Source organism: Rouxiella sp. WC2420 (genome assembly GCF_041200025.1).
Taxonomy (GTDB): domain Bacteria; phylum Pseudomonadota; class Gammaproteobacteria; order Enterobacterales; family Enterobacteriaceae; genus Rouxiella.
Genome location: NZ_CP165628.1, coordinates 893,397 through 916,605, shown reverse-complemented (window position 1 = coordinate 916,605; position 23,209 = coordinate 893,397). Strand labels below are relative to the sequence as shown.

The window sequence follows — 23,209 nt, the reverse complement described above, 5'->3', positions numbered from 1 at the left end:
GATGTCTACTTTCTTTATTAACCGCCCGATATTCGCCTGGGTGGTCGCGATTGTCATTATGTTAGCCGGTGCGCTATCGATAATGAAATTGCCAATAAACCAATATCCAAACATTGCGCCTCCAGCCATCTCTGTTGCCGTTACCTATCCTGGTGCATCAGCCGAGACGACTCAGAACACTGTAGTTCAGGTAATTGAACAACAGCTGAACGGTCTGGATGGATTACGTTATATCGAATCGCAAAGCGCCAGCGACGGTAGTGCGACTATCATCGTTACTTTCGATCAGGGTACTGACCCGGATATCGCTCAGGTTCAGGTTCAGAACAAAGTGTCTCTGGCCGAATCTCAGCTGCCGACCGAAGTTGTCAATCAGGGGATCCGCGTAGCCAAGTATCAGCAAAACTTTATGCTGGTAGTCGGCCTGGCCTCGACTGATGGCAAGCTCAGCAACTCCGACTTGGGTAACCTGCTGGTGACCAAGATGGAAGACCCGATCGTGCGTACCAAAGGCGTGGGTGACTTCCAGGTGTTCGGTTCAGAGTACGCGATGCGTGTCTGGCTCGATCCGGCCAAGATGTACAAATACTCGCTGGTTCCTAGTGATGTTACTACTGCGATTGAAGCCCAGAACGTTCAGGTTTCATCCGGTGCGCTTGGCGGTCTGCCAACCATTAAAGATTCAAAAATCAACGCCACTATTATTGGTAAAACGCGTTTCGACAGCGTTAAACAATTCCAGAACGTGCTGTTGAAAGTGAATCCGGACGGTTCTCAGGTTCGTTTGAGTGATATTTCGAACATCGATCTGGGTCCTGAAAGCTACTCTATTTCCGGTGCCTACAACGGCAGTCCGGCTACGGGTATCGCATTACGGCTGGCTACCGGCGCGAACGTGCTGGACACTGCCAACGCGGTTAAAGCCACCATCGCCGGTTTGCAGTCTTCATTACCTGCAGGCGTGAAAGTTGTTTATCCGTACCAGACTTCACCAGTGGTTAGTGCATCGATTCATGAAGTGGTGAAAACCCTGATTGAAGCGATCATCCTGGTGTTCTTCGTGATGTTGCTGTTCCTCCAAAACCTGCGTGCGACTCTGGTAACGACCATGGTAGTTCCAGTGGTGTTGCTGGGTACCTTCGGTCTGTTGAACGCATTTGGCTTCTCGATAAACACCCTGACGATGTTCGGGATGGTGCTCGCCATCGGCCTGTTGGTGGATGACGCCATCGTGGTGGTAGAGAACGTCGAACGTATAATGCACGAGGAAAAACTGTCGCCGAAAGAAGCGACCATCAAGTCGATGGCGCAGATTCAGGGCGCGCTGTTTGGTATTGCACTGGTACTGTCTGCCGTATTGGTTCCAATGGCATTCTTCGCCGGTTCCACCGGTATTATCTACCGTCAGTTCTCGATAACCATCGTTTCTGCGATGGCGCTGTCAGTGCTTATGGCGCTTATCTTTACCCCTGCGCTGTGTGCAACTATTATCAAGCAGGGTTCTGATGAACAGAAAACCACCGGATTCGCCGGCTGGTTTAACCGTAACTTCGACAAGGGCGCAGCTAAATACACCTCCAGCGTTGCGGGCGTAATCTCCCGTCGTCGTCTGTTTATGGTGATTTATCTGCTGATCGTGGTCGCCATGGGTTATATGTTTACCCGTGTTCCAACCACCTTCCTGCCGGATGAAGACCAGGGGATTCTGTTCGTGCAGGCAACGTTGCCAGCCAACGCCTCGGCTGAGCGTACTCAGGCAGTTCTGGATAACGTCCGTGAATACTTCCAGAAGAATGAGAGCGCCAACGTGGTTTCCGTGTTTACTGCCAACGGCTTTAGCTTCGCCGGTCGTGGTCAGAACGTCGGTATCGGCTTCGTTTCATTAAAAGACTGGGATTCCCGTCCAGGCACGGCAAACAGTGTGCAGTCCATCGCCGCACGCGCCATGGCTCACTTCTCGACGATGAAAGATGCCAAGGTGTTTGCCTTCGTACCGCCAGCCGTACTTGAGTTGGGTAATGCCACCGGTTTCGACTTCTATCTGCAGGATACCAACGCGCAGGGCCATGCAGCACTGATGGCAGCACGTAATCAGTTCCTCGGAATGGCGGCCAAAGACAAACGTCTGATGGCAACGCGTCCAAACGGTATGGAAGATGAACCACAGTATCAGCTGGAAATTAACGACGAGAAGGCAAGTGCTCTGGGCCTCAGCCTAAGCGACATTAACGCCACCTTGTCTGCGGTGTGGGGTTCAACCTACATCAACCAGTTCATGTTTAATGACCGTGTCAAGAAAGTCTACATGCAGGGCCGTTCTGCATCGCGCGTAACGCCTGAAGATTTGAACAAATGGTATTTCCGTAACAGTTCTGGTCAGATGGTTCCGTGGTCTGCGTTTGGTTCAGGTAAATGGGTCTACGGTTCTCCACGCTTCGAGCGCTTTAACGGCGTGTCATCGGTAGAGATCCTGGGTTCACCGTCTGCGGGTTATAGCTCCGGTGATGCCACTAAAGCTGTGCTCGAAATTGCCAAGAAACTGCCACCGGGCTTCAAAATCGCATGGCACGGTTTGTCATACGAAGAGCAGGCAGCGGGATCGCAGACTCCAGCACTGTATACTCTGTCGATTATCGTGGTATTCCTGTGTCTGGCAGCACTATATGAGAGTTGGTCTATTCCATTCTCTGTCATCCTAGTGGTTCCATTGGGTATACTGGGTACAATCGGTGCAGTATTACTCCGTGGATTATCCAACGACGTCTTCTTCCAGGTAGGCCTTTTGACTACGGTGGGGCTGGCAGCCAAGAACGCCATCCTGATCGTTGAATTTGCCAAAGAACTACACGAAAAAGAAGGAATGTCGCTCATTGATGCAGCCGTAGAAGCAGCTAAACTCCGTATCAGGCCAATTATTATGACCTCGATGGCGTTTATCCTCGGTGTTATACCTCTGACCATTTCGCATGGTGCAGGTTCTGGTAGTCAGCACTCGATCGGTACTGCGGTAGTAGGTGGGATGATAACGGCAACATTCCTGGCGATTTTCTTTGTTCCAATGTTCTACGTGGTCGTGGTTAACCTATTTACACGTAAGTCAAAAAAACAAGATAAGCCGCATTCAGATACTGAGGTTTCGAACCATGAATAAACCACGTTTTGCGCTGCCAATGTTCTCAGCGCTGACATTGACTATTTTGGCCGGCTGTACCATGGAGCCCAAGTACAACCGACCGGCACTGCCGGTTGCGAGTGACTGGACCACCAGCAAAGGCGTTGATGCTGGTAAAATCCAGGACATCGGCTGGAGTCAATTCTTTAATCAACCTGATATGAAGCAGGTGATTACTTTAGCTCTGGCAAACAACCGCGACCTTAGGGTCGCGGCATTAAACGTCGATACCGCGCGTGCGACCTTCCAGATTGATCGTGCAGCACTGCTGCCGACGCTGGATGGCACCGCCAGCGGCACCGGTACTCACCTGCCTGCCGGAATTTACTCGACCAAAAGTACCGGCGCGGTTACCTATCATGATTACTCGGCTGGCGTGGGTGTAAGCGCCTACGAACTTGACCTGTTTGGTCGCGTTCGCAGCCTGCGTGATCAGGGTCTGGAAACTTACCTGGCAACCGCAGCAACTCAGCGCGCAACTCAAATCAGCCTGGTAGCCCAGGTTGGTGAAGGTTACCTGAGCCTGGCGGCAGATAACGACTTGCTGAAACTGGCTATCGATACTGCCAACAGCCAGAACAATTCTTACCTGTTGACCAAACGCAGCTACGATCAGGGCGTAAGCAACTCGCAGGATCTGGCTCAGGCCGAAACCACCGTACGTAGCGCGCAGGCTGATATCGCGCAATACACCCGTCAGGTTCGTCAGGACGTTAACGCCCTGACCCTGCTGGTCGGTGCCGAAATCCCAGAAAAATTGCTGCAAAATGCCAGTCTGAACAACAACTGGAACTTCCCGCAAACCCCGGCGGGTCTTCCTTCAGACCTGTTGACGCGTCGCCCGGATATCATCGCAGCCGAGCACACACTGAAAGCGGCCAACGCCAACATCGGTGCAGCGCGTGCAGCGTTCTTCCCACGCATCTCTCTGACCGGTTCTTACGGTACCGAGAGCGGCAGCCTGAGCAACCTGTTCAGTGCTGGCAGCGGCGCATGGTCATTCGGTCCGTCACTGAGCATTCCTATCTTTGACGGCGGCGTGAACCGTGCAAATCTGGATATTGCCAAGGACGAGAAGAAAATCGAGATTGCCAACTACGAGAAAGCCATTCAGACCGCCTTTAAAGAGGTTTCTGATGGTCTTGCCGGTCAGGCAACCTACGGCAATCAGTTGAAATCTGTTCAACAGGCGACCGATGCCAACCAGCGTAACTTCGACCTGTCACAGCAGCGCTTCCAGGGCGGCGTAGACAGCTACCTGAGCGTACTGGTTGCGCAGCGTTCACTGTATGCCTCTCAGCAAACGCTGATTTCTACCAAACTGGCGCAGTTGAACTCTGACATTACTCTGTTCAAAGCACTGGGCGGCGGCTGGAAGGAGTAATCTTCCCTCCCCTGTCATCAGAAACAAAAACGCCAGCAAATGCTGGCGTTTTTTTAAGGCTGAAAACATGCTTAATGCTGGTTAATGCGTTCTGTCAGCGTTTCTACGATAAAAGCGTTTAAAGATTTCTGCTGCTCGGCAGCGGCAATATTCAGGCGTTCACCGAAAGACTCGGGAAAACGTAAAGTAAAAGTCTTCACTTTTTCCTGATTTTCATAGGGATCAATCCCTGTTTCACGGCAATCATCCAGATATTCACTTAAAGATATTTCACCTTCCCGGTGAAGCCCCTGAATGCTGTCAGAGACAAAATCACAGTAACCAGACAAACCTAAAAATTTGCCACGAAACATACCGATTTCAGGAACGTAAGTAATCAGCGCAGGAAGATCAGCGATGATCATAGTGTTAAGTGCCGCACTTTTTTTAGTCATAATCTACTCCAATACTTTCAAGCCATTCACGCAAACTGACGATGGCGCCTTTATCCGTATCCGGTGAAGGATGAGGTCGATGAAAGCGCGCAATATTGCCATTGAGCAAAAATCGTATTCTTGATCCACTGCCTTCTTTAATTTCGCCGCCCATAGCCAGAATTAGAGATTCAACGTCTTTCCATTTTAAGCTGCTCACGGTTGGCACTTTAAAAATCTGCCGCAGCGTTTCTTTGTCTCTTCTTCTTACTAATATTTCTAATGCTCTCATCCTGTCAGTCCATGACTTCAATTTGTGAAACCACACTAAGAAGAAGTATCTATGAAGTCAAAATATGAAGTCAATCATTCAATCAGGTTGTGCTTTGGTTTAGAAACAAAAACGCCAGCAAATGCTGGCGTTTTTTTGGACAAGAAACAGGAATAGAATAATTATTCGGGTGCTTTCCAGCCACCGCCGAGAGCGGCGATGAGTTTGACGCTGGTCACCATCTGCGTGCCGAGCAGGGACAGTACATTCTGCTGCTGGCTCAGACTGGTATTTTGCGTCGTTGCCACGTCAAGATAGTTAATCATCCCCGCCTGATACTGATTGAAAGTCACCCTCGCGGAGTCTTTGGCTGACTGGGCCGCATTTTGCTGGGCAGTCATCTCGCTGTCGATGGTGTGCAACTCAACCAGATAGTCTTCCACCTCACCCATGGCGGTTAACACGCTTTGGCGATAAGCCGCTACGTCTGCATCATACGCAGCTTCCGCTTCGGCAACCTTGCCGCGCGTTGCGCCAAAATCAAGCACCGTCTGGCTCAGCTCGGGCCCTAACGACCAGACGCGATTCGGCAATGTGAACAGGTTATGCAGCGCCGTGCCGGTAAAACCTCCGCTGGCGCTGAGGGTCAAGTCAGGATAGTACGCGGCTGTCGCAACCCCCACCGCCGCATTGGCCGAAGCCATGTTGCGCTCGGCAGCAGAAATATCCGGGCGGCGCTGCAACAGTTGCGAAGGCAGGCCCGCCGGAATGGACGGCAGCGTAAACTTGATAGGCTCTGCCGCAAGGCTGAACTGGGCCGGAGGCTTGCCGATCAGAATGGCGATTGCATGTTCGAGCTGCGCGCGCTGCCACTGCAAATCCAGCGCCGAAGCTTTGGTGGTTTCGAGCTGAGTTTGCGCCTGCGCCAGCGTCGCCCGCGAGGTGTTGCCACCGGTATACTGATTCTGAATAACCGTCAGGTAACGCTGATAGTCATCAACGCTTTGCTGGTAGAGCGCAATCTGCGCGTCCATCACCCGCAGTTGGAAATAATCCTGCGCCAGCTCGGACTGCGCGCTCAGCGTGGCGTTGGCCAGATCCGCCGCGCTGGACTCCGCATTGGCACGCTGTTCTTCAACCGTGCGGCGCAGCTTGCCCCAGATATCAAGCTCCCAGCTCGCTCCGAGACTCACCGACTGTTTGTTGCCGGCAACCGACCCAGTGCCGCTGCGCGTGCTGTCACCCGTGGCGGTAACCTGCGGGAAAAGCTCGGCTCGCGCCTGTGTCACCAATGCCTGCGCCTGGCGATACTGCGCGGCATACTGCGCCACGTTCTGGTTGGAAATTTGTACCTGGCTCATCAGAGCAGAAAGCTGTGGGTCCTGATAAACCGACCACCAGTCGCCCTTGCTCTGGTTATCTTTTGGCGTAGTCGCCGTCCAGCCTTTGGCCTCTTTAAAGGCGGTCGGCATTGCTACCTCAGGACGCTGATAGTCAGGACCAACGGTACAGCCGACCAGCGCTAACACCAGCGCCAATGGGGCCAGACGAAAAGTCCGGGAACCTGCTTTAATTGATGTCATCACGGGCTTCACTTTATTAAAAATCATTTCGAATGGCCTTCAGATCCGGCTGGCGTAGGGTGCGGACGAATACGCGCCCATAAACGCCTGGTCGCACGGCTGCTTCTGTCCATATAGAGATAGACAACCGGCGTGGTAAACAACGTCAGTATCTGGCTCATTGCCAGGCCACCGGCAATTGCCAGCCCCAGCGGGCTTCGCAGGTCAGCATCGCCGCCGCTGCCCAGCGCCAAAGGTAATGCACCGAAAAATGCGGCCAGCGTGGTCATCATGATCGGACGAAAACGCATCAGGCAGGCCTGAACTATCGCCTGCTGCGGCGTTAAACCTAGCCTGCGTTCGGCATCGAGCGCAAAGTCGATCATCATAATGGCGTTTTTCTTCACGATACCGATCAATAGCAAAATACCGATCAGCGCAATCACCGTTAGCTGCGTATTGGTTATCAGCATCAGCAACAATGCACCCAATCCCGCCGATGGCAGCGTTGAGAGGATGGTCAGCGGATGAATATAACTTTCATACAGCATGCCCAGCACGATATAAACCGCAGCCAGCGCCGCCAGAATCAGCCACGGCATTTGCTGCGCCAGCGCCTGAAACGCCTGCGCAGTGCCTGCATAACCCGCCTGAATCGTATCCGGCAGCCCAATTTTAGCCATCTCGGTTTTTACCGCCGCCTGCCCCTGCTCAATGGAAACACCATCGGCCAGGTTAAAGGAAACCGTGGTGGTTGCCGACTGCCCCTGATGCGCCACCGACAGCGGTGCGTTGGCGCTGCTGAAAGTCGTAAATGCCGACAGCGGCACCTGAGTGCCGGAGCTGGTCACCACATACATTTGCTTAAGCACATCAGGGTCGTTGGTGAAGTCCGGCGTCAGATACATCACAACGTGATACTGGTTCAGCGTTTTATAAATAGTGGCAACCTGGCGCTGCGAGAACGAGTTATTGAGCAGCGCATCAATGGTTTTAACGTTCACTCCGAGCTGCGTCGCTTTGTCGCGGTCAATATTCAGCATCACTTCCTGGCCGCCGGTCTGAGAGTCAGAATCGACCCCGGTCAGTTCCGGCAAAGTGCTTAGCGCCGCTTTGACTTTCGGCCCCCACTCGCGCAGCAGCCCGAGATCGTCGGCCTGAAGACTGTATTGATACTCAGAATTGGAGCTACGACCCCCGACCCGCAGATCCTGCGCCGCCATCAGAAACAGCTGCGAGCCGGGAAGCTTGGCCGTTTCCATCATAATGCGGTTTGCGACCTGGTTAGCCGTGGATTTACGCTCGCTGAAATCTTTCAGTCTGACAAAAAACATTGCCGTGTTTCGTGACCCGAAGCCGCCGTTACCTGCCGAACTCAGCACCGCCGAAACGTCCGGATCGCGCTGGATAATCTTGGCATAGTTGATCATCTGCGGCTGAATAGACTGGAATGAGGTGTTCTGGTCGGCGCGCAACATGCCCATTAACATGCCAGTGTCCTGCTCGGGGAAAAACCCCTTTTCGACCACGGTATAAAGATAAAAATTCAGCACCACGGTGAGCAGTAAAACCAGCATGGTCAGTGGCTGATGGCGCATTACCCAATTCAGCCCGTTGGAATAGGCCTTCAGCAGGTTATTCAGCCAGCGTTCAATAAGGCGATAAATATGCGGCTGGCGTTTTTCTACCGGCGGTTTGCGCTTCAGGAAACGGGCGCACAGCATGGGCGTCAGGGTTAACGACACCACCATCGAAATCACCAGCGACAGCGACAGCGTGACCGCAAACTCGCGGAACAGGCGGCCAACAATACTGCCCATCAGCAAGATAGGAATAAACACTGCAATCAGCGACAGCGTCATCGCCAGCACGGTAAACCCGACTTCCCCGGCACCGCGAATAGCCGCCCTGACCGGACTCAGCCCTTCTTCTATATGTCGGGTAATATTCTCGAGCACTACGATGGCGTCATCGACCACAAAACCAGTCGCGATAATAAGCGCCATCAGCGACAGGTTATCCAGGCTATAGCCCAGCAGGTACATGATTGAACAGGTACCGATCAGCGAAACCGGCAATGCCAGAGCCGGGATCAATACTGCCCGGCCATTGCGCAGGAATACAAACACCACTGCAATAACCAGCAGAGTAGCTTCCAGCAGTGTGGTTTCCGTGTCGCGCAGAGATTCGGAGACAGTCGGTGAACGGTCCAGCGCCATATTGAGTTTAACGTCGCCCGGCAGCTCTTTTTCCATCACCGGCAATGCGGCTTTAATCGAGTTGATGGTGTCGAGCATGTTAGCCCCGGCCTGGCGCGTCACCGCAATCATTACCGCTGGCGTGCCGTTGTAATAACCGACATTGTATTTGTCTTCAACCGAATCATAGACGTTGGCAATATCGCCCAGGCGAATCGCGTTACCGTTTTTATAGGCCACAATCAGCTTGCGATACTGCGCTGCGGTGCTTTGCTGACCGTTACCCTCGACCATCCACGATTGATCGTTGCCCTGCAACACCCCCTTCGGCAGATTGGTGGTGCTGTCGGCGACAGCGGTGCGAATGGTGTCGAGTGAGATGCCAAAAGAACTTATCAACTGCGGGCGCAGGTCGATTCGCACGCCCGGCAACGCACTACCGGTCAGTGAGACTTGCCCCACGCCGTTGACCTGCGCGATTTTCTGCTGCAACTGGCTCGAAGCGATATCATAAAGCTGCCCGTTGCTGCGCGTTGAAGAAGTCAGCGCCAACATGACGATCGGCGCATCTGCCGGGTTGGCTTTACGGTAGGTCGGCAGCGAAGGCATGCTGCTCGGCAACAGCGAGCGAGAGGCATTGATCGCCGCCTGCACATCTCGCGCCGCGCCGTTTATATCGCGGTCGAGATCAAACTGCAACACGATGCGCGTGGAGCCTTGCGAACTGGATGAGGTCATTTCACTGACCCCGGAAATGGTGCCCATCGCCCTTTCCAGCGGCGTAGCTACCGTGGCCGCCATGGTCTCCGGACTCGCGCCCGGCAAGCTGGCGGTGACCATGATAGTCGGAAAATCCACCTGTGGCAGCGGAGCCACCGGCAGCAGGTTATAGCCCAGCAACCCCAGCAAAACAATTGCCGAGGTGAGCAGCAGCGTAGCTACCGGTCGAAAAATAAAGAAGCGGGAAATATTCATTCCTGTTCCTGTACTTTACGGCGAGCCGGACGCCAGCGGGTGGCCAGTCGGTCAAACATCAAATAGATGACCGGCGTCGAGAACAGCGTCAGAACCTGACTAAAGATAAGGCCGCCGACGATGACCAAGCCCAGCGGCTGGCGCAGTTCTGCACCACTGCCGCTGGCCAGCATCAACGGCAGTGCGCCGATCAATGCAGCCATAGTTGTCATCAGGATGGGGCGGAATCGCAGCAGACAGGCCTGATGAATGGCATCTCGCGGCGACATATGGTGCTTCTGCTCCGCCTCCAGCGCAAAGTCGATCATCATGATCGCATTCTTCTTGACGATACCAATCAGCAGTATCACCCCGATTAGCGCAATCAAACTGAACTCTGTGCCGCTGAACAGCAGAGAAAGCAGCGCACCCACCGCGGCTGACGGCAGCGTAGACAGAATAGTCACCGGATGGATAAAGCTCTCGTAAAGGATGCCCAGAACCACATACATTGTCAGTAAAGCCGCCAGAATCAACCACAGCGTATTGCCGGTGGCGCTCTCAAACGAGGCCGCAGAACCCTGATATCGCAGAGTAATACTGTCTGGCAGAGCTATCTCCTGAGTGGTTTTCTTAATCGCCTGCTGCGCCTGTTCAATTGAGTAGCCATCATTGAGGTTAAATGAAACCGTGACTGCTGGCAGCTGATTCAGACGCGCCTGCAACAGCGCGCCAGTGCGCATGTGAATAGTAGCAATAGACGTCAGCTTGATCATTCCGGTCGTCGAACTGTTGGACGTAGACGATGAGCTATTGCTGTCGGTACTTGTCGAGCTACTGCTGCCAGTCGTTGAACTGGTACTGCTGCTGGAACTGGAATTTAAGTTCGTCGAATTACTGCTGGTCGAACTGCTGGTGCTGGTACTGCTTGAGTTATTGCTGTTGCTGGTCGCCAGATAGATATCATCGAAAGAGGCCGGCGATTGCTGATACTGCGGCGCAACTTCAAGCACCACGCGATACTGGTTGGACTGAGTAAAGATAGTTGAAACCAGACGCTGGCCAAAGGCGTTATACAGCGCAGTATCGACATCAGAAGCGGTAATCCCATAGCGCGATGCAGCATCACGGTTGAGTTCAACATAGGCCACTTGCCCCTGATCTTGCAGGTTGCTGACTACGCTATTGAACTCCGGCTCATGACTAAGTTTGTCGAGCAGCTTAGGCGTCCATGAAACCAGATTGGCGCTATCGGTGTCATCAAGCGTAAATTGATACTGGCTCGGAGTGACCTGATCATCAACGGTCAAATCCTGCGAGGCCTGCATATATAACTCAATACCCGGCACAGAAGACGTTTCCTGCTTCAGACGGGCAATTACCGCCGGGGCGCGATCGTCACGCAAATTGATGGCTTTGAGGTTTATCTGCAAACGCCCGCTGTTGAGGCTGGTGTTATTGCCGTCGACACCAATGGTCGAGGCCACACTTTCAACGTCTTTATCCTTGAGAATTGCCGCGGCCAGCGCCTGCTGACGGCGACCCATCTCACTGAAGGACACGTCCTGCGAGGCCATGGTAATACCTTGGATCATGCCGGTGTCCTGCGATGGGAAAAAACCTTTCGGCACAATCACGTACAGCAGCCCGGTAAATACCAGCGTTGCCAGCGCCACCAGCAGTGTCAAACGCTGATGGTTAAGTACCACCGTCAACATGCGGTCATAACCAGCGATCAGTTTGTCAAACACCTGACCGCCCTTGCGATAAAACTTGCTCTGTTTCTCTTCGGGAATATGCCGCAAAAGATAGGCACAAAGCATGGGCGTCAGAGTCAGCGAGACCAGCATCGACACGACGATCGACACCGCCAGCGTAATCGCAAACTCACGGAACAGACGACCCACCACGTCACCCATAAACAGCAGCGGGATCAGCACGGCAATCAGCGAGAAAGTCAGTGAAATGATAGTGAAACCGATTTGCTGCGAGCCTTTCAGCGCCGCCTCCATCGGACTTTCTCCGTCCTCGAGGCGGCGAGAGATGTTCTCGACCACGACGATGGCGTCATCAATGACAAAACCGGTGGCGATAGTCAGCGCCATCAGTGACAGGTTATTCAGACTGAAACCGCACAGGTACATGACGCCAAAAGTGCCCACCAGCGACAGCGGCACCGCCACGCTTGGAATAAGCGTCGCAGCAATGTTGCGCAGGAACAGGAAGGTCACCATCACTACCAGCGCAATCGACAGCAGCAGCTCGAACTGAACGTCGCTGATTGAGGCGCGGATGGTTTGGGTACGGTCAGAAAGAATGGTGACCTTGATTGAATCCGGCAGCGAGGCCTGCAGTTTTGGCAACTGAGTCTTGATGTCGTCAACCACGGAAATCACGTTGGCACCGGGCTGGCGCTGCACGTTGATAATGATTGCCGGTTTATTGTTGGCCCAGGCAGAAAGATATTCGTTCTCCGGTGCTTCGCTCAGAGTAGCGATATCTTTCAGGCGCAACGCGGCACCGTTGCTGTAGGTCACAATCAGATTGCCGTACTCGTCGGCGGTACGCAGCTGATCGTTGGCATCAATAGTAATGGAATGGTGTTTGCCGTCGAAACCACCCTTGGAGCCGTTGACGTTGCTGTTGCCGATAAGCGTATTAATGTCTTGCAGCGTCAGGTTGTGTGCAGCAAGAGCGCGTGGATTCACTTGAACACGTACCGCAGGCTGATGCCCACCGGCCAGCGTCACCAAGCCTACGCCCGAGATCTGCGACAGCTTGAGCGCCACGCGGGTGTTCACCAGATCCTGTACTTTAGTCAGCGGCAACGAGTCAGAGGTCACTGCCAGCGTAATTACCGCGCTGTCGGCCGGGTTAACTTTTTTATAGGTCGGCGGATTGGGCAAATCGCTGGGTAGAAGGCTGTTGGCGGCGTTAATGGCCGCCTGAACTTCCTGCTCGGCTACGTCCAGCGACAAGTCGAGAGAAAACTTCAGTGTAATAATCGATGAACCGGTGGAGCTGGTGGAATACATCTGGCTCAGACCAGACATCTGCCCAAGCTGGCGCTCAAGGGGAGCCGTAACGCCGGAGGCCATCACATCCGGGCTTGCACCTGGATAAAGCGTGGTCACCTGAATAGTCGGATAATCTACCTGCGGCAGCGCCGAGGTGGACAGCATGTTGTAGGCAAAAATGCCCGACAGCAGCACCGCCACCATCAACAAGATGGTGGCTACCGGCCTTTGGATAAAGAGGCGTGATGGATTCATTTAGTCCCGCTGTCTTTGCCGGTGGTGGCTTTATCTACGCCGGTTTTATCGGGCTGTGCGGTGCCTGTCGCCGAGGCTGCTGCACTCGCTGCAGTCACGACTTGAACTTTGGTGCCGTCGTTCAGTCTGTCGATACCGGTAGTAACCACCCGATCGCCCGGCTTGACGCCAGACAACACGGCAATCTGATCGTCGCCATAGTTTGGACCCGCTTTGACAGCGGTACGGGTCACGCTGCCATCGGTCTTGATGACATAAACAAAGTCGCCGTCGGAGCTTAGCTGTAAGGCAGCAGATGGAATAACGGTAGTGTTTTCGAGCGTTCCAACCTGCAAGCGCGCATTGACAAACTGATTCGGATACAGCGCATCATCGTTGTTGTCGAACACCGCTTTAAGCTTGACGCTGCCGGTACTGGTGTCGATTTCATTGCTCATAAACTGTAGCTTGCCTTGCGCCAGAACCTTGTCGCCGTCCTGATCAAATGCCGTCGTAGGCAGAGTTTGCCCGCCACGCAAAGCTTTAAGGATGGTTTGCAGGTTGCTTTGCGGCACGCTAAAGGTCACAGCGATCGGTTGAGTCTGGGTAATAGTGACTATGCCAGTAGTTGAACCGCTGCTGACAATATTGCCCGGATCCACCAGGCGCAGGCCAACATGGCCGCTGATTGGCGCGGTAATACGGGCATAAATTAGATTTAGCCTGGCAGCATCAATTTGAGCCTGATCGGCTTTGACTGCGCCACTGTACTGACCAGCTGTGGCAATCTGGCTTTCCAGATCCTGACGCGCCAGAGAGTCCTGAGCATAAAGTTTACGATAACGAGCCAAAGTCAGCTGGGCGCTTTTCTCAAGTGCCTGATTCTGCGCCAAATCACCCTGATACTGTTCCAGCGTAGCCTGATAGCTGCGCGGATCAATCTGTGCCAGCAACTGCCCGGCTTCAACTTTCTGCCCTTCGGTGAAAAATACCTTCATTAACTGGCCATCGACGCGGCTGGTCACCGTCACCGAAGCATTAGGGATTACCGTACCCAAAGCGCGCAGATACACTGGCACGTTAGCCTGTTCTGCAACTCCAGCCTGCACCGGCGTTGGCCCCCCCGCTCCTGCCATACCGCGCATGCCACCGCGCATCCCGTGCTGGCGATGATCGTTACCACCCGGCGCACCACCGGATGTGCTTGCACTCTTATGAAAAAAGAAAAACCAGGCCAAGACCGCCAATACGATCACAGCAATGATAAACCACAAAGTTTTGCGGCTTTTGGAACGAGGTGAGGCAGTTGGCAGCATAAATTTCTTAAGTTCGCACAGTGATGGGAAGAAAACAGCTGAAAAGGGTCGTTCAACCGAAAGGCCCATTATCCAGAATTTACCGGTAGACTGTTTTTAGGGCAACGTAAAGATTACGTAAGCAAGTATGACAAAACAAGTCACTAAGAGTGATAATTTACACAACAATATAAAGGATAAGGTTTTGTGATTATAGAGGTTATTGCGAAGACTATAAGGGGAAAGGCTCTCAGTATAGAGAGCCGCAATAATTGTTATTTTCCGCCATCCACGGAGAGGATCTGGCCGCTGACCCAGTTGGCCCAGTCGGAAGCAAAGTACAGCACTGCGTGGGCGATATCTTCAGCGGTTCCAAGGCGCTTGAGAGCAACATTTTGCACATGCCGCCGCTGCCCTTCTTCGCCCATCGCTTCCCACTGCCTTTCGGTAGAAGGATTGCTGCGCACAAACCCCGGCGCGACATTGTTGACTGTAATATTCCACGGCCCCAGCTCGTGAGCAAGCTGTCGAGTCAGGCCAATCTGCCCGGCCTTTGCACTGGCGTAGGCCTGAATGCCAGTCAAACTAACTCCCAACCCTGCTCCGCTGGAAATATTAATGATACGGCCGAATTTGCGCTGCTTCATTCCACTCACCGCAGCCTGTGACATCAAAAACGCGCCGTTAAGATTCACCGCCACGATGGCCTGCCACTGGGCAAAAGTCACCTCTTCCACCGGCTGGCCCTGCTGCCCGACCACGCCACCCGCATTGTTGACCAGCGTATCGACACTCAAGCCCTGCTCTTGCAGCGCAGCAAACAGCGCGTTTACCGCAGCGGGATCGCTGATATCCGCCTCGACAGCGAGGCAACGTTCGCCAGCAAGCGCAGCGGTCTCCTCCACCAATCCTTTCTGGATATCGCAGGCAATCACCTGCGCACCGCGCTCGGCAAAAGCCAGACAAATTGCACGACCAAAACCTTGCGCCGCGCCGGTCACCAACACCGTGCGCTGCGAGTAATCAAAAGGATTTTGCATAGGGACTTCCAGCCTCGTTAATTTCAAGCAGCGCCAACGTTTCCAGGGTCTGCGGCAATTCGCCGCGCTCAACCAAGTGAATCAGGTTAACTAACCGCGTGGTCAAAGGCATCGGCAGATTGAATCCGATACCAATATCAATAGCGGGGGCTATCTGCGCGTCAATCTCGGTCTGGCGCTTGCGAACCGCCAAATCACGCCAAATTCCCGAGTGGGATTTGGCCGAGCGACGATTGTGAGCCACCATGTCGTCAAACGATTGCGAGGTGTGCTCCTCCGTGGCATCCGGCAGAAAAGCCGAGGGGTCAAAGCCATCAAAGCCCTGCAAAACAATACCCTGCGCGTGCGCGACAGCACCTAATTCACGCGCCAGCGCGGTGAGCACCGGTCTGAATTTTGGCATTGCCAGCACGTCGGCGATGCTGTCATCGGTGAGCGCAGTGGCAAACAGCAGCGCGCCGTAGATCATCTTGGCCCACAGAAATCCCCAGATATTCGGGGTCAGGATTGCCGATGAATCAAAGCTAAGCAGCAGGCTGTAAAGTTCTTCGGTGCGCGGGCGGGTAATGCCATCCAGTTCGCCGAGCACGACAGCGCCACGGCCGCCATGATGAATCACGCCCGGCTCAATGAAATCGGCTCCGAAATTAAGGAATGCCCCGACCGTGCGCTCGACGCCAATGACATCGGCAATGACTCGCTCGTTAAGGCCGTTCTGCATTGAAACAACATAGCCTTCCGGGGCTAACAGAGGCGCTATCTGGTGAATTGCGTCAGGGGTATGATGAGATTTGACCGCCAGCAGCACGCAGTTATAAAAACCTTCAAGCTGTTGGGGCAGATAGGCCTGAGCCTGAACCTTTCGCTCCCCGAGCGGGCCGGTAATACGCAGGCCGTGCAAATTGATCGCCTCGACATGTTCGGCGACATTATCAACAAAAATAACCGAGCGGCCGGATTCAATAAGCGATGCGCCTATTGCGCCGCCGATGGCGCCTGCGCCCCAAATGACGATGGGCGACAGCGCCTGCGGCTGATAGGGATACATATCTTCTTCAACCAGAGTGGCTACTGACATCAGTTCTACCTCCGAGTTAAAAATCTTCGAAACAGCGGTAGCATCGTTGCGGATTAAAGCGCGTCAATAATCTCGCGCGTTTCCGCCAGAGCGATTTCCCAGATTGCCAGCATCTCCTGGTCGGGACGCTGATAATATCCGCCGTAGTTGCCGTCCCCGAGATAGGCCCGCGCCCTTGTCGGGTCGAGTTTGCGTAGCGCCGTCAAATCTACCATCGGTTTCTGTTGCTGCGGCTGAGTTACCCCCGCCAGCCGTGTCCACGGGAAATTTTCCATCCACGAGGCGTGCGAAGCCACCGAATCGATAGAAAGTACTTTTTCCAGCGTTTTAGGCGCATTCCACCAGTTATGCAGCTGCACCGTCAGGCCGGGATTATTGACCATCCACTCGCTGATAATGTTCTGCGCCGGTGAGTTACCGCCGTGGCCGTTCACAAATAATATGCGGCGAAATCCCTGACGTTTCAGGTTGTTGAGAATGTCGTTGAGCAGAGCCACATAGGTGTTCATGCTCAGACTGATGGTGCCGGGATAATCGCTAAACGCGGGTGTCATGCCAAAAGGCATAACCGGGAAGACAGGTATACCATAAGGCTCTGCGGCCTCAGATGCTACCCTTTCTGCCAGAATCGAGTCTACGGAAAGGCTCAGGTACGCGTGCTGCTCAGTACTGCCCAGCGGCACAATCGCACGATCGTCGGTGGCAAGATAGTTCTCCAGCTGTTGCCAATTCATCTCACTGATTTTCATTAAGGTCCCCGGTGTTGGACGCTTGAAAAATACCCTGTTGCAGCAGCGGTACGACCACCCGCTGAATTTCCCCTGCATCAGGAACATGCCTGTATTCAAAAGAAATTTGCCCCTCACGAAGCTGTGAGATGAGATCCTGAGCGCCTGTTGCGTAAACCAGCGCATCGGTCTCTTTGATAAGCTCGGCAAGTTGCGGATCATTGCGATGAACCACAGTGACCAAAGTAACGTGCGGTGCAAAACGCTCGACACCGTGAGTCATCAACGAGGTAAATTCCGGGAAAATCGACACCACTAACGTTTTGGTCAACGGCTCCAGTGAAGCCAGCGAGCGACGCGTCGATTCAGAAGGAATAAAGCTGATATTCAACAACGGCTGTCCGGGCATCAACTGACTGACTTCACGCCGACGATGGGCGAATGTCAGCAGTAAATCGGCGTGACTTACCCGTTGACGCAGCAATTCATCATTTTTCAGACTAGTTAACGTGGTTGCTTCAACCTCGGCAATTTCACCCAGCGTTTCGGCGATACAATTGGCGTAATCGCGCGCCGCATCAATAAAATTACCAATAAGAAAGACCGTTTTCTTTCTTAACTGGCGCTGCCTTTCGCTGAAGCGGTTACTTACTAACGCGCCCAAATCGGTGGCGTTGTAACCCATTAAAATTCCGCAGTTTATCAAGGCATCAAGATGCTGATGCAGCTCACTCAAATGCGCACCGGATGAACCCAGCAACGCCGAAGCATCAGCAATAAAAGTTCCTGCGCCGGGTTTGCTGTAAACCAGCTCTGCCGCTTTTAATTCACGATAAACATGCGCGACGGTCATTGGCGCAACCCCGAGCAGATCGGCCATTTCCCTGACCGAAGGTAGCTGCTCGCCGGGCTTCAAAGCGCCAAAAGTGATTGCATATTCAATGGTTCCGCGCAGCTGTGCGCCCAACGGAATCGAAGAGGTACGGTCGAGGTGGAATTCCATGGCCTGCCTTGGTAACTGTACTGGTCTGATAATACAATAATGCTGTTTTTTACATCAATGCAAGCCGTTATCATAAAAAAACGCGCAAATTATCTCCACACTCAACCCTCAGCCACTTTGTTGCATTTTTTTTGCACGAATTATTGACAATCCGTGACCAATGCTTCAAATATCGTATTAGTTAACTAGAACACAATCCTCAACAGCATTTTTACAGGTTTCGCCTTGGCAGTTTAGAAGGCAAAAATATTTTTCCTGACGAGCACTTTATTCTGATGAACAGAGGGGCATGGTAATGAAAGTTAAGACAAAATTGACCTTGTTAGCCTTACTCGCAACCGGCGCGCTCAGCACGCTGTCCGCGCATGCCGCCGAGGTAGTACAGCGCGGTGGCACACTGGTCTATGGCCGTTACGCCGACAGTAATTTCCTTGAACCCGTCCTGAACGAAAGCAATAACGATATCTGGATCCTCTCGAACCTCTACGACACGCTGCTACTGCCAACCGATGACGGTAAAGGGATTAAACCGGGCCTCGCCACCGCGTGGAAACTGTCTGACGATGGCAAAAGCCTGACCATCACCCTGCGTCCTGATACCAAATTCTCTGACGGTTCGCCAATTACTGCGCAAGATGTGAAATGGTCGCTGGAACGTGCCGCCAAACCAGGCAACGGCGTATGGCAGTTTCTGGTCAGCGCAATCGATAACGTAAGCATCAGCGATCCACATACCGTGGTGGTGCATCTTTCTCATCCAGACCCGGCGATCCTCAGCGCGTTAACCGTATTTAACACCGCGATCATGCCGGAGAAACAGTTCGAAGCTGAGCCCGGCGCGACCGATCACGACAAGGCCGCGGCGTTCGCCGAACATCCAGTGGGTTCAGGGCCGTTTATCCTCAAATCCTGGCAGCATAACTCCACCATGACGCTGGTGCGCAACCCTTATTACTGGGCGAAAGGTGCGGACGGCAAGGCGCTGCCATACCTGGACAGCATCAAGTTTGAAATTGTGCCCGATGACGCCACGCGTATTCTTAAACTCCAGTCCGGCGAGCTGGACGGTGCGGAATTTATCCCTTACTCACGGGTAAAGGAGTTGCAGGGCAATGCGTCGCTTGACATGAAACTGTTCCCATCGACCCGTGTAGAAGTCGGCAGTGTTAACGCTCGCCCTGAAATCGACGGCAAACCGAACCCGCTGGCCAATCCCAAGGTTCGCGAGGCTCTGAACTATGCGACTGATAAAGATGGCATTATTCAGCTGGTCACTTTTGGAATCGGCAAACCGATGACCTCATTTATGTCGACCTCGACACCGCTTAACTCCGGCACTAAACCGTTGTATCCGGTTGACGTCGAAAAAGCGCAGGCGTTGATGAAAGAGGCCGGTTACCCCAACGGTTTTACCACCAGCATGAATATTTTGGCGGGTAACGAAGACAGCCTGAGCATTGCCACCGGCTTACAGCAAATGTGGTCACAGATTGGCGTTAAACTCACGATCAATCAGATGGATAACGCCACGCTGAACGCCAACTTCCGCAAAGGCAACTTCAGTACACGTATTGGCCCCTGGACCGATGACATCGCCGATCCCAACGAAATCACTTCCTATTACGCCTATTCGAAAAATATTCAGGCGCTGCATTCAGGCTGGAAAAGCGACAAGTTAGATCAGCTGTTCGAGGCCTCGCAGAAAGAGACTGATCCAGCCAAACGCAAGGAAGAGTACAAAGAAATTCAGGACATTTATAACAGCACCGGCCCAACGATTCCGCTGTATGAAAGCTCCTATCCCGTTGCGTTGAAAAAAGACGTACAGGGATTTGTGCAGATCCCGCTCGGGAATAATATCTTCACCTCAACCTGGCTGAAGAAGTGATCAAACACGATTAAAACCCACGACTTAAGGCTGTAATTAATTAAATTGCAGCCTTGAGTATCAAGGTTTGAGGTCATCCCTTGACTGAATTTTCATATATTTTAAAACGCATACTGTTAATCATCCCCACGCTGCTGGTGATTTTGGTGGTGACCTTTACCATCGTGCGCCTACTGCCGGGCGACCCGGCGAGTGCGATGATTGGCGATCGTGCGACCGACGCCGACGTGGCGCGAATCAATAAAGAATTGGGTCTGGACCAGCCCTTACCGGTGCAGTTCTTGTATTTTGTGCGTCAGGTTGCGACGGGGAATCTGGGCAACTCTTACGCCATGCACGCGCCGGTCACCTCAGTGATTGCCGAACGTTTACCGGTCACTTTGCTGCTGACCGGCATGGCGGCGTTGTTCGCGATCGTTATGGCGATCCCGCTGGCCTTTGTCTCGGCGTTAAAACGCAACAGCGCCACCGATATCACCATTCGCGGCGCGTCGCAGGTCACGCTATCGATGCCCTCCTTCTACATCGGACTGGTTTTACTGACTATTTTCGCCGCCCAGTTGCACTGGTTTCCGGTAGGTGGCTACGGCGACAGTTTTGGTCAACGTGTTTATCACCTGTTTTTACCGGCGTTAACGCTGGCAGTGAGCATCACTTCGGTACTGATTGGCAGCCTGCGAAACTCGATTATCGCCGTGCTCGACGCTGAATACGTCACTTTTGCACGCGCCAAAGGCCTGAGTACGCGAGTGATTCTGATGCGCCACGTATTGCGTAATTCACTGATCCCGATGCTCAGCCTGTTTGCCTTGAATATCGGCACCACGATTGGCAGCGCGGTTATCACCGAAACCGTATTCGCCGTACCGGGCATTGCCCGCCTGATGGTCGACAGCATTTTCAGCCGTGATTATCCGATGATTCAGGGGCTGGTTATCGTGCTTTCGGTGCTGGTTTCACTAATTTTCCTGATAACCGACATTGTGCAGGTGATGATTGACCCAAGGAGAGCAAGATGAGCGAGCTTATTGTCCAGCGTTCGATCACCCGTAAATGGCGCAAACATCTGCCGTGGTCATCGGTTTTGGGCTGCGTAATCCTGGCGTTTAGCTTGCTGACCGCCTTTTTCCCGCATTTAATCGCAACCGCCAATCCGTTGAAATTTGACTATCGTGCAATCCTTAAAGGACCGAGCCTGCAACACTTTTTCGGCACCGATAACTTTGGTCGCGATATCTTTTCGCGGGTGATTTATGCCTATCAAATCGACCTGCAGATTGCCTTTTTCACCACTCTGTTCCCGATGGTGTTCGGCACCTTGGTTGGCCTGCTAGTAGGATATTGTGGCGGGATAGCCGAAACGCTTTTCCAGCGCATCGTCGATGCAGTAGTGACATTTCCGCTGCTGGTACTGGTCATCGCCATCGTCGCTATTCTCGGCCCTGGCCTGAACAGCATGTATATCGCCGTTGGCATCATTTACTGGGTGTTCTACGCCCGTTTGATAGCTGGCGAGGTCAGCATTCAAAAGCGCCTCGAATATGTTGCTGCCGGAAAAGTCATGGGTTATAGCCCGTTGCGCATTATTTTTCGACACGTGCTGCCCAACGTGATTACTACCACGCTGGTGTACTGGATGACCGATATGGCGCTGGCAATCCTGCTGGGTTCCAGCCTGGGTTATCTCGGCCTCGGCGCGCAGCCGCCAACGGCAGAATGGGGCGTGCTGATTGCTTCCGGGAAAAATTTCATGGATACCGCCTGGTGGCTCACTATTTTCCCCGGCATCGCGATTGTGTTGACCGGTTTGGGATTCAGTCTGTTTGGCGATCTGTTGTCAGACTGGCTTCGTCCGGGCAGCCGATAGCCCGGCAGCAACAGGGAACCGACCTTAAGCCGTTAGCAAATGATGAGAGCAAACTATGCCCAGCCAAACGCGCGAACAGAATATTGATACCGAAAATTTGCTCGATGTGAGCCAACTCAACACCCAAATTCACACCTCGCGCGGCAGCCTGCGCGCGATTCAAGACGTTAGCTTCAGCCTCAAGCCGGGTGAAATTCTCGGCTTGGTGGGCGAATCCGGCTCGGGAAAAAGCGTCACTTTGCGTTCTTTGCTGCGCCTGATGCCGCCAAGTGCAGAAATTTCCGGCTCGGTAAAATGGCAGGGTCGGGAGATCTCGACCATGAAACCCGCCGAGTTGCAGTCAATCCGCGGCGGCGAGATAGCAATGATCTTTCAGGAGCCCATGATTGCCCTCAATCCGGTGCTTACCGTGTGGCGGCAAATCGAAGAAAGCCTGCACGCGCACACCGACTTGAACCGCAAGCAACGGCGTTTGCGGGCTATCGAACTGCTGAATCAGGTTGGGATCCCCGCTCCGGAAAAGCGCCTTGATGACTATCCGCATCAGTTTTCCGGCGGTATGCGCCAGCGAGTCATGATTGCGATTGCGTTGGCCGGTAACCCTCGCCTGCTGCTAGCCGATGAACCGACAACCGCGCTGGACGTCACCATCCAGGAGCAAATCCTCAAGCTGTTATTCAGCCTGCGTGACCAGCTTGGCATGGGCATTATCTTTGTTACACACGACCTTGGGGTGGTTGCCCAGCTATGCGATCGCGTGGCGGTGATGTATGCCGGGCGTATCGTCGAAACCGCGCCGGTCGAGGAGATCTTCAGCCGACCTCGCCATCCTTATACTCAGGGATTGATGGCTTCTGTCCCGCAAAGTGGCGGCGAGCGAAAACCGCTGTTGTCGATTGAAGGAACGCCACCTTCACTGCTCGACCTGCCGTCGGGGTGCAGTTTTAATCCGCGCTGCCGCTATAAAACCGAGGTTTGCCTGCGCGAGGTGCCGATGCTGGAAGTGATTAACGCCGCTCATCAGGTGGCCTGTCATCATCACGCCGACCTCAAGGACAGTTTAGCGACGACACAATCCCCGCAACCTTCGCTGGAGGAGCTTTAA

The 23,209-nt window shown here is 53.5% G+C and carries 16 protein-coding genes; 6 read left to right on the top strand and 10 right to left on the bottom strand.

Translation table 11 applies throughout. The features are described 5' to 3' along the window. Nucleotide 1: 1 nt before the first annotated feature. Both AB3G37_RS04335 and AB3G37_RS04330 read left to right on the top strand, forming a co-directional pair. Complete coding sequence (locus tag AB3G37_RS04335; protein WP_369789820.1) at nt 2-3,151, top strand: efflux RND transporter permease subunit; 3,150 nt, start codon at nt 2-4, stop codon at nt 3,149-3,151. Then, complete coding sequence (locus AB3G37_RS04330) at nt 3,144-4,556, top strand: efflux transporter outer membrane subunit (protein WP_009637096.1); 1,413 nt, start codon at nt 3,144-3,146, stop codon at nt 4,554-4,556. The genes AB3G37_RS04335 and AB3G37_RS04330 overlap by 8 nt, the downstream gene beginning before the upstream one ends. 71 nt (nt 4,557-4,627) lie before the next feature. Here AB3G37_RS04330 and AB3G37_RS04325 read toward each other — a convergent pair whose 3' ends face one another. The 10 genes from AB3G37_RS04325 to AB3G37_RS04280 all read right to left on the bottom strand — a co-directional run bounded on the left by AB3G37_RS04325 (nt 4,628) and on the right by AB3G37_RS04280 (nt 18,349). After that, nucleotides 4,628-4,990, bottom strand: coding sequence for a type II toxin-antitoxin system HicB family antitoxin (locus AB3G37_RS04325; RefSeq protein ID WP_369789819.1), 363 nt, complete (start codon nt 4,988-4,990; stop codon nt 4,628-4,630). Continuing rightward, entirely contained in the window at nt 4,983-5,261 is a 279-nt protein-coding gene (locus AB3G37_RS04320) for a type II toxin-antitoxin system HicA family toxin (protein WP_369789818.1), read from the bottom strand. The genes AB3G37_RS04325 and AB3G37_RS04320 overlap by 8 nt, the downstream gene beginning before the upstream one ends. Nucleotides 5,262-5,422: 161 nt before the next feature. Continuing rightward, nucleotides 5,423-6,823 (bottom strand): efflux transporter outer membrane subunit, encoded by a 1,401-nt coding sequence (locus AB3G37_RS04315; RefSeq protein ID WP_369789817.1) that lies wholly within the window; start codon nt 6,821-6,823, stop codon nt 5,423-5,425. A 23-nt stretch (nt 6,824-6,846) separates the two neighbouring features. Then, nucleotides 6,847-9,975: a multidrug efflux RND transporter permease subunit gene (locus AB3G37_RS04310; protein WP_369789816.1), complete on the bottom strand. Its 3,129-nt coding sequence runs from the start codon at nt 9,973-9,975 to the stop codon at nt 6,847-6,849. Next, a complete protein-coding gene (locus tag AB3G37_RS04305; protein ID WP_369789815.1) occupies nt 9,972-13,226 on the bottom strand; it encodes an efflux RND transporter permease subunit in 3,255 nt (1,084 codons plus the stop codon). The genes AB3G37_RS04310 and AB3G37_RS04305 overlap by 4 nt, the downstream gene beginning before the upstream one ends. Next, nucleotides 13,223-14,521, bottom strand: a complete 1,299-nt coding sequence (locus tag AB3G37_RS04300; RefSeq protein ID WP_369789814.1) for an MdtA/MuxA family multidrug efflux RND transporter periplasmic adaptor subunit — start codon at nt 14,519-14,521, stop codon at nt 13,223-13,225. The genes AB3G37_RS04305 and AB3G37_RS04300 overlap by 4 nt, the downstream gene beginning before the upstream one ends. A 254-nt stretch (nt 14,522-14,775) precedes the next feature. Continuing rightward, nucleotides 14,776-15,540, bottom strand: a complete 765-nt coding sequence (locus AB3G37_RS04295) for an SDR family NAD(P)-dependent oxidoreductase (RefSeq protein WP_009637102.1) — start codon at nt 15,538-15,540, stop codon at nt 14,776-14,778. Continuing rightward, the gene (locus AB3G37_RS04290; protein WP_369789813.1) at nt 15,524-16,618 is read right to left on the bottom strand and encodes a ketopantoate reductase family protein; all 1,095 of its coding nucleotides are present in this window, start codon (nt 16,616-16,618) and stop codon (nt 15,524-15,526) included. The genes AB3G37_RS04295 and AB3G37_RS04290 overlap by 17 nt, the downstream gene beginning before the upstream one ends. A 53-nt stretch (nt 16,619-16,671) precedes the next feature. Further along, a complete protein-coding gene (locus AB3G37_RS04285) occupies nt 16,672-17,367 on the bottom strand; it encodes a creatininase family protein (RefSeq protein WP_369789812.1) in 696 nt (231 codons plus the stop codon). Next, nucleotides 17,354-18,349, bottom strand: coding sequence for a GntR family transcriptional regulator (locus tag AB3G37_RS04280; RefSeq protein WP_369789811.1), 996 nt, complete (start codon nt 18,347-18,349; stop codon nt 17,354-17,356). Before AB3G37_RS04280 ends, AB3G37_RS04285 begins: the two co-directional genes overlap by 14 nt. Nucleotides 18,350-18,644: 295 nt before the next feature. Between AB3G37_RS04280 and AB3G37_RS04275 the strand changes: the two genes are divergently transcribed. From AB3G37_RS04275 to AB3G37_RS04260, 4 genes are all read left to right on the top strand, one after another. Continuing rightward, nucleotides 18,645-20,237 (top strand): ABC transporter substrate-binding protein, encoded by a 1,593-nt coding sequence (locus AB3G37_RS04275; RefSeq protein WP_369789810.1) that lies wholly within the window; start codon nt 18,645-18,647, stop codon nt 20,235-20,237. A gap of 80 nt (nt 20,238-20,317) precedes the next feature. After that, a complete protein-coding gene (locus AB3G37_RS04270) occupies nt 20,318-21,256 on the top strand; it encodes an ABC transporter permease (protein WP_009637107.1) in 939 nt (312 codons plus the stop codon). Next, nucleotides 21,253-22,104: an ABC transporter permease gene (locus AB3G37_RS04265; RefSeq protein WP_369789809.1), complete on the top strand. Its 852-nt coding sequence runs from the start codon at nt 21,253-21,255 to the stop codon at nt 22,102-22,104. The genes AB3G37_RS04270 and AB3G37_RS04265 overlap by 4 nt, the downstream gene beginning before the upstream one ends. A gap of 55 nt (nt 22,105-22,159) precedes the next feature. Then, nucleotides 22,160-23,209, top strand: coding sequence for an ABC transporter ATP-binding protein (locus tag AB3G37_RS04260; RefSeq protein ID WP_009637110.1), 1,050 nt, complete (start codon nt 22,160-22,162; stop codon nt 23,207-23,209).

Bases quoted from the DNA above. Each gene is read 5' to 3' on its own strand.
- AB3G37_RS04335 (WP_369789820.1), top strand. From the start codon at position 2: ATGTCTACTTTCTTTATTAACCGCCCGATATTCGCCTGGGTGGTCGCG.
- AB3G37_RS04330 (WP_009637096.1), top strand. From the start codon at position 3,144: ATGAATAAACCACGTTTTGCGCTGCCAATGTTCTCAGCGCTGACATTG.
- AB3G37_RS04325 (WP_369789819.1), bottom strand. From the start codon at position 4,990: ATGACTAAAAAAAGTGCGGCACTTAACACTATGATCATCGCTGATCTT.
- AB3G37_RS04320 (WP_369789818.1), bottom strand. From the start codon at position 5,261: ATGAGAGCATTAGAAATATTAGTAAGAAGAAGAGACAAAGAAACGCTG.
- AB3G37_RS04315 (WP_369789817.1), bottom strand. From the start codon at position 6,823: ATGACATCAATTAAAGCAGGTTCCCGGACTTTTCGTCTGGCCCCATTG.
- AB3G37_RS04310 (WP_369789816.1), bottom strand. From the start codon at position 9,975: ATGAATATTTCCCGCTTCTTTATTTTTCGACCGGTAGCTACGCTGCTG.
- AB3G37_RS04305 (WP_369789815.1), bottom strand. From the start codon at position 13,226: ATGAATCCATCACGCCTCTTTATCCAAAGGCCGGTAGCCACCATCTTG.
- AB3G37_RS04300 (WP_369789814.1), bottom strand. From the start codon at position 14,521: ATGCTGCCAACTGCCTCACCTCGTTCCAAAAGCCGCAAAACTTTGTGG.
- AB3G37_RS04295 (WP_009637102.1), bottom strand. From the start codon at position 15,540: ATGCAAAATCCTTTTGATTACTCGCAGCGCACGGTGTTGGTGACCGGC.
- AB3G37_RS04290 (WP_369789813.1), bottom strand. From the start codon at position 16,618: ATGTCAGTAGCCACTCTGGTTGAAGAAGATATGTATCCCTATCAGCCG.
- AB3G37_RS04285 (WP_369789812.1), bottom strand. From the start codon at position 17,367: ATGAAAATCAGTGAGATGAATTGGCAACAGCTGGAGAACTATCTTGCC.
- AB3G37_RS04280 (WP_369789811.1), bottom strand. From the start codon at position 18,349: ATGGAATTCCACCTCGACCGTACCTCTTCGATTCCGTTGGGCGCACAG.
- AB3G37_RS04275 (WP_369789810.1), top strand. From the start codon at position 18,645: ATGAAAGTTAAGACAAAATTGACCTTGTTAGCCTTACTCGCAACCGGC.
- AB3G37_RS04265 (WP_369789809.1), top strand. From the start codon at position 21,253: ATGAGCGAGCTTATTGTCCAGCGTTCGATCACCCGTAAATGGCGCAAA.
- AB3G37_RS04260 (WP_009637110.1), top strand. From the start codon at position 22,160: ATGCCCAGCCAAACGCGCGAACAGAATATTGATACCGAAAATTTGCTC.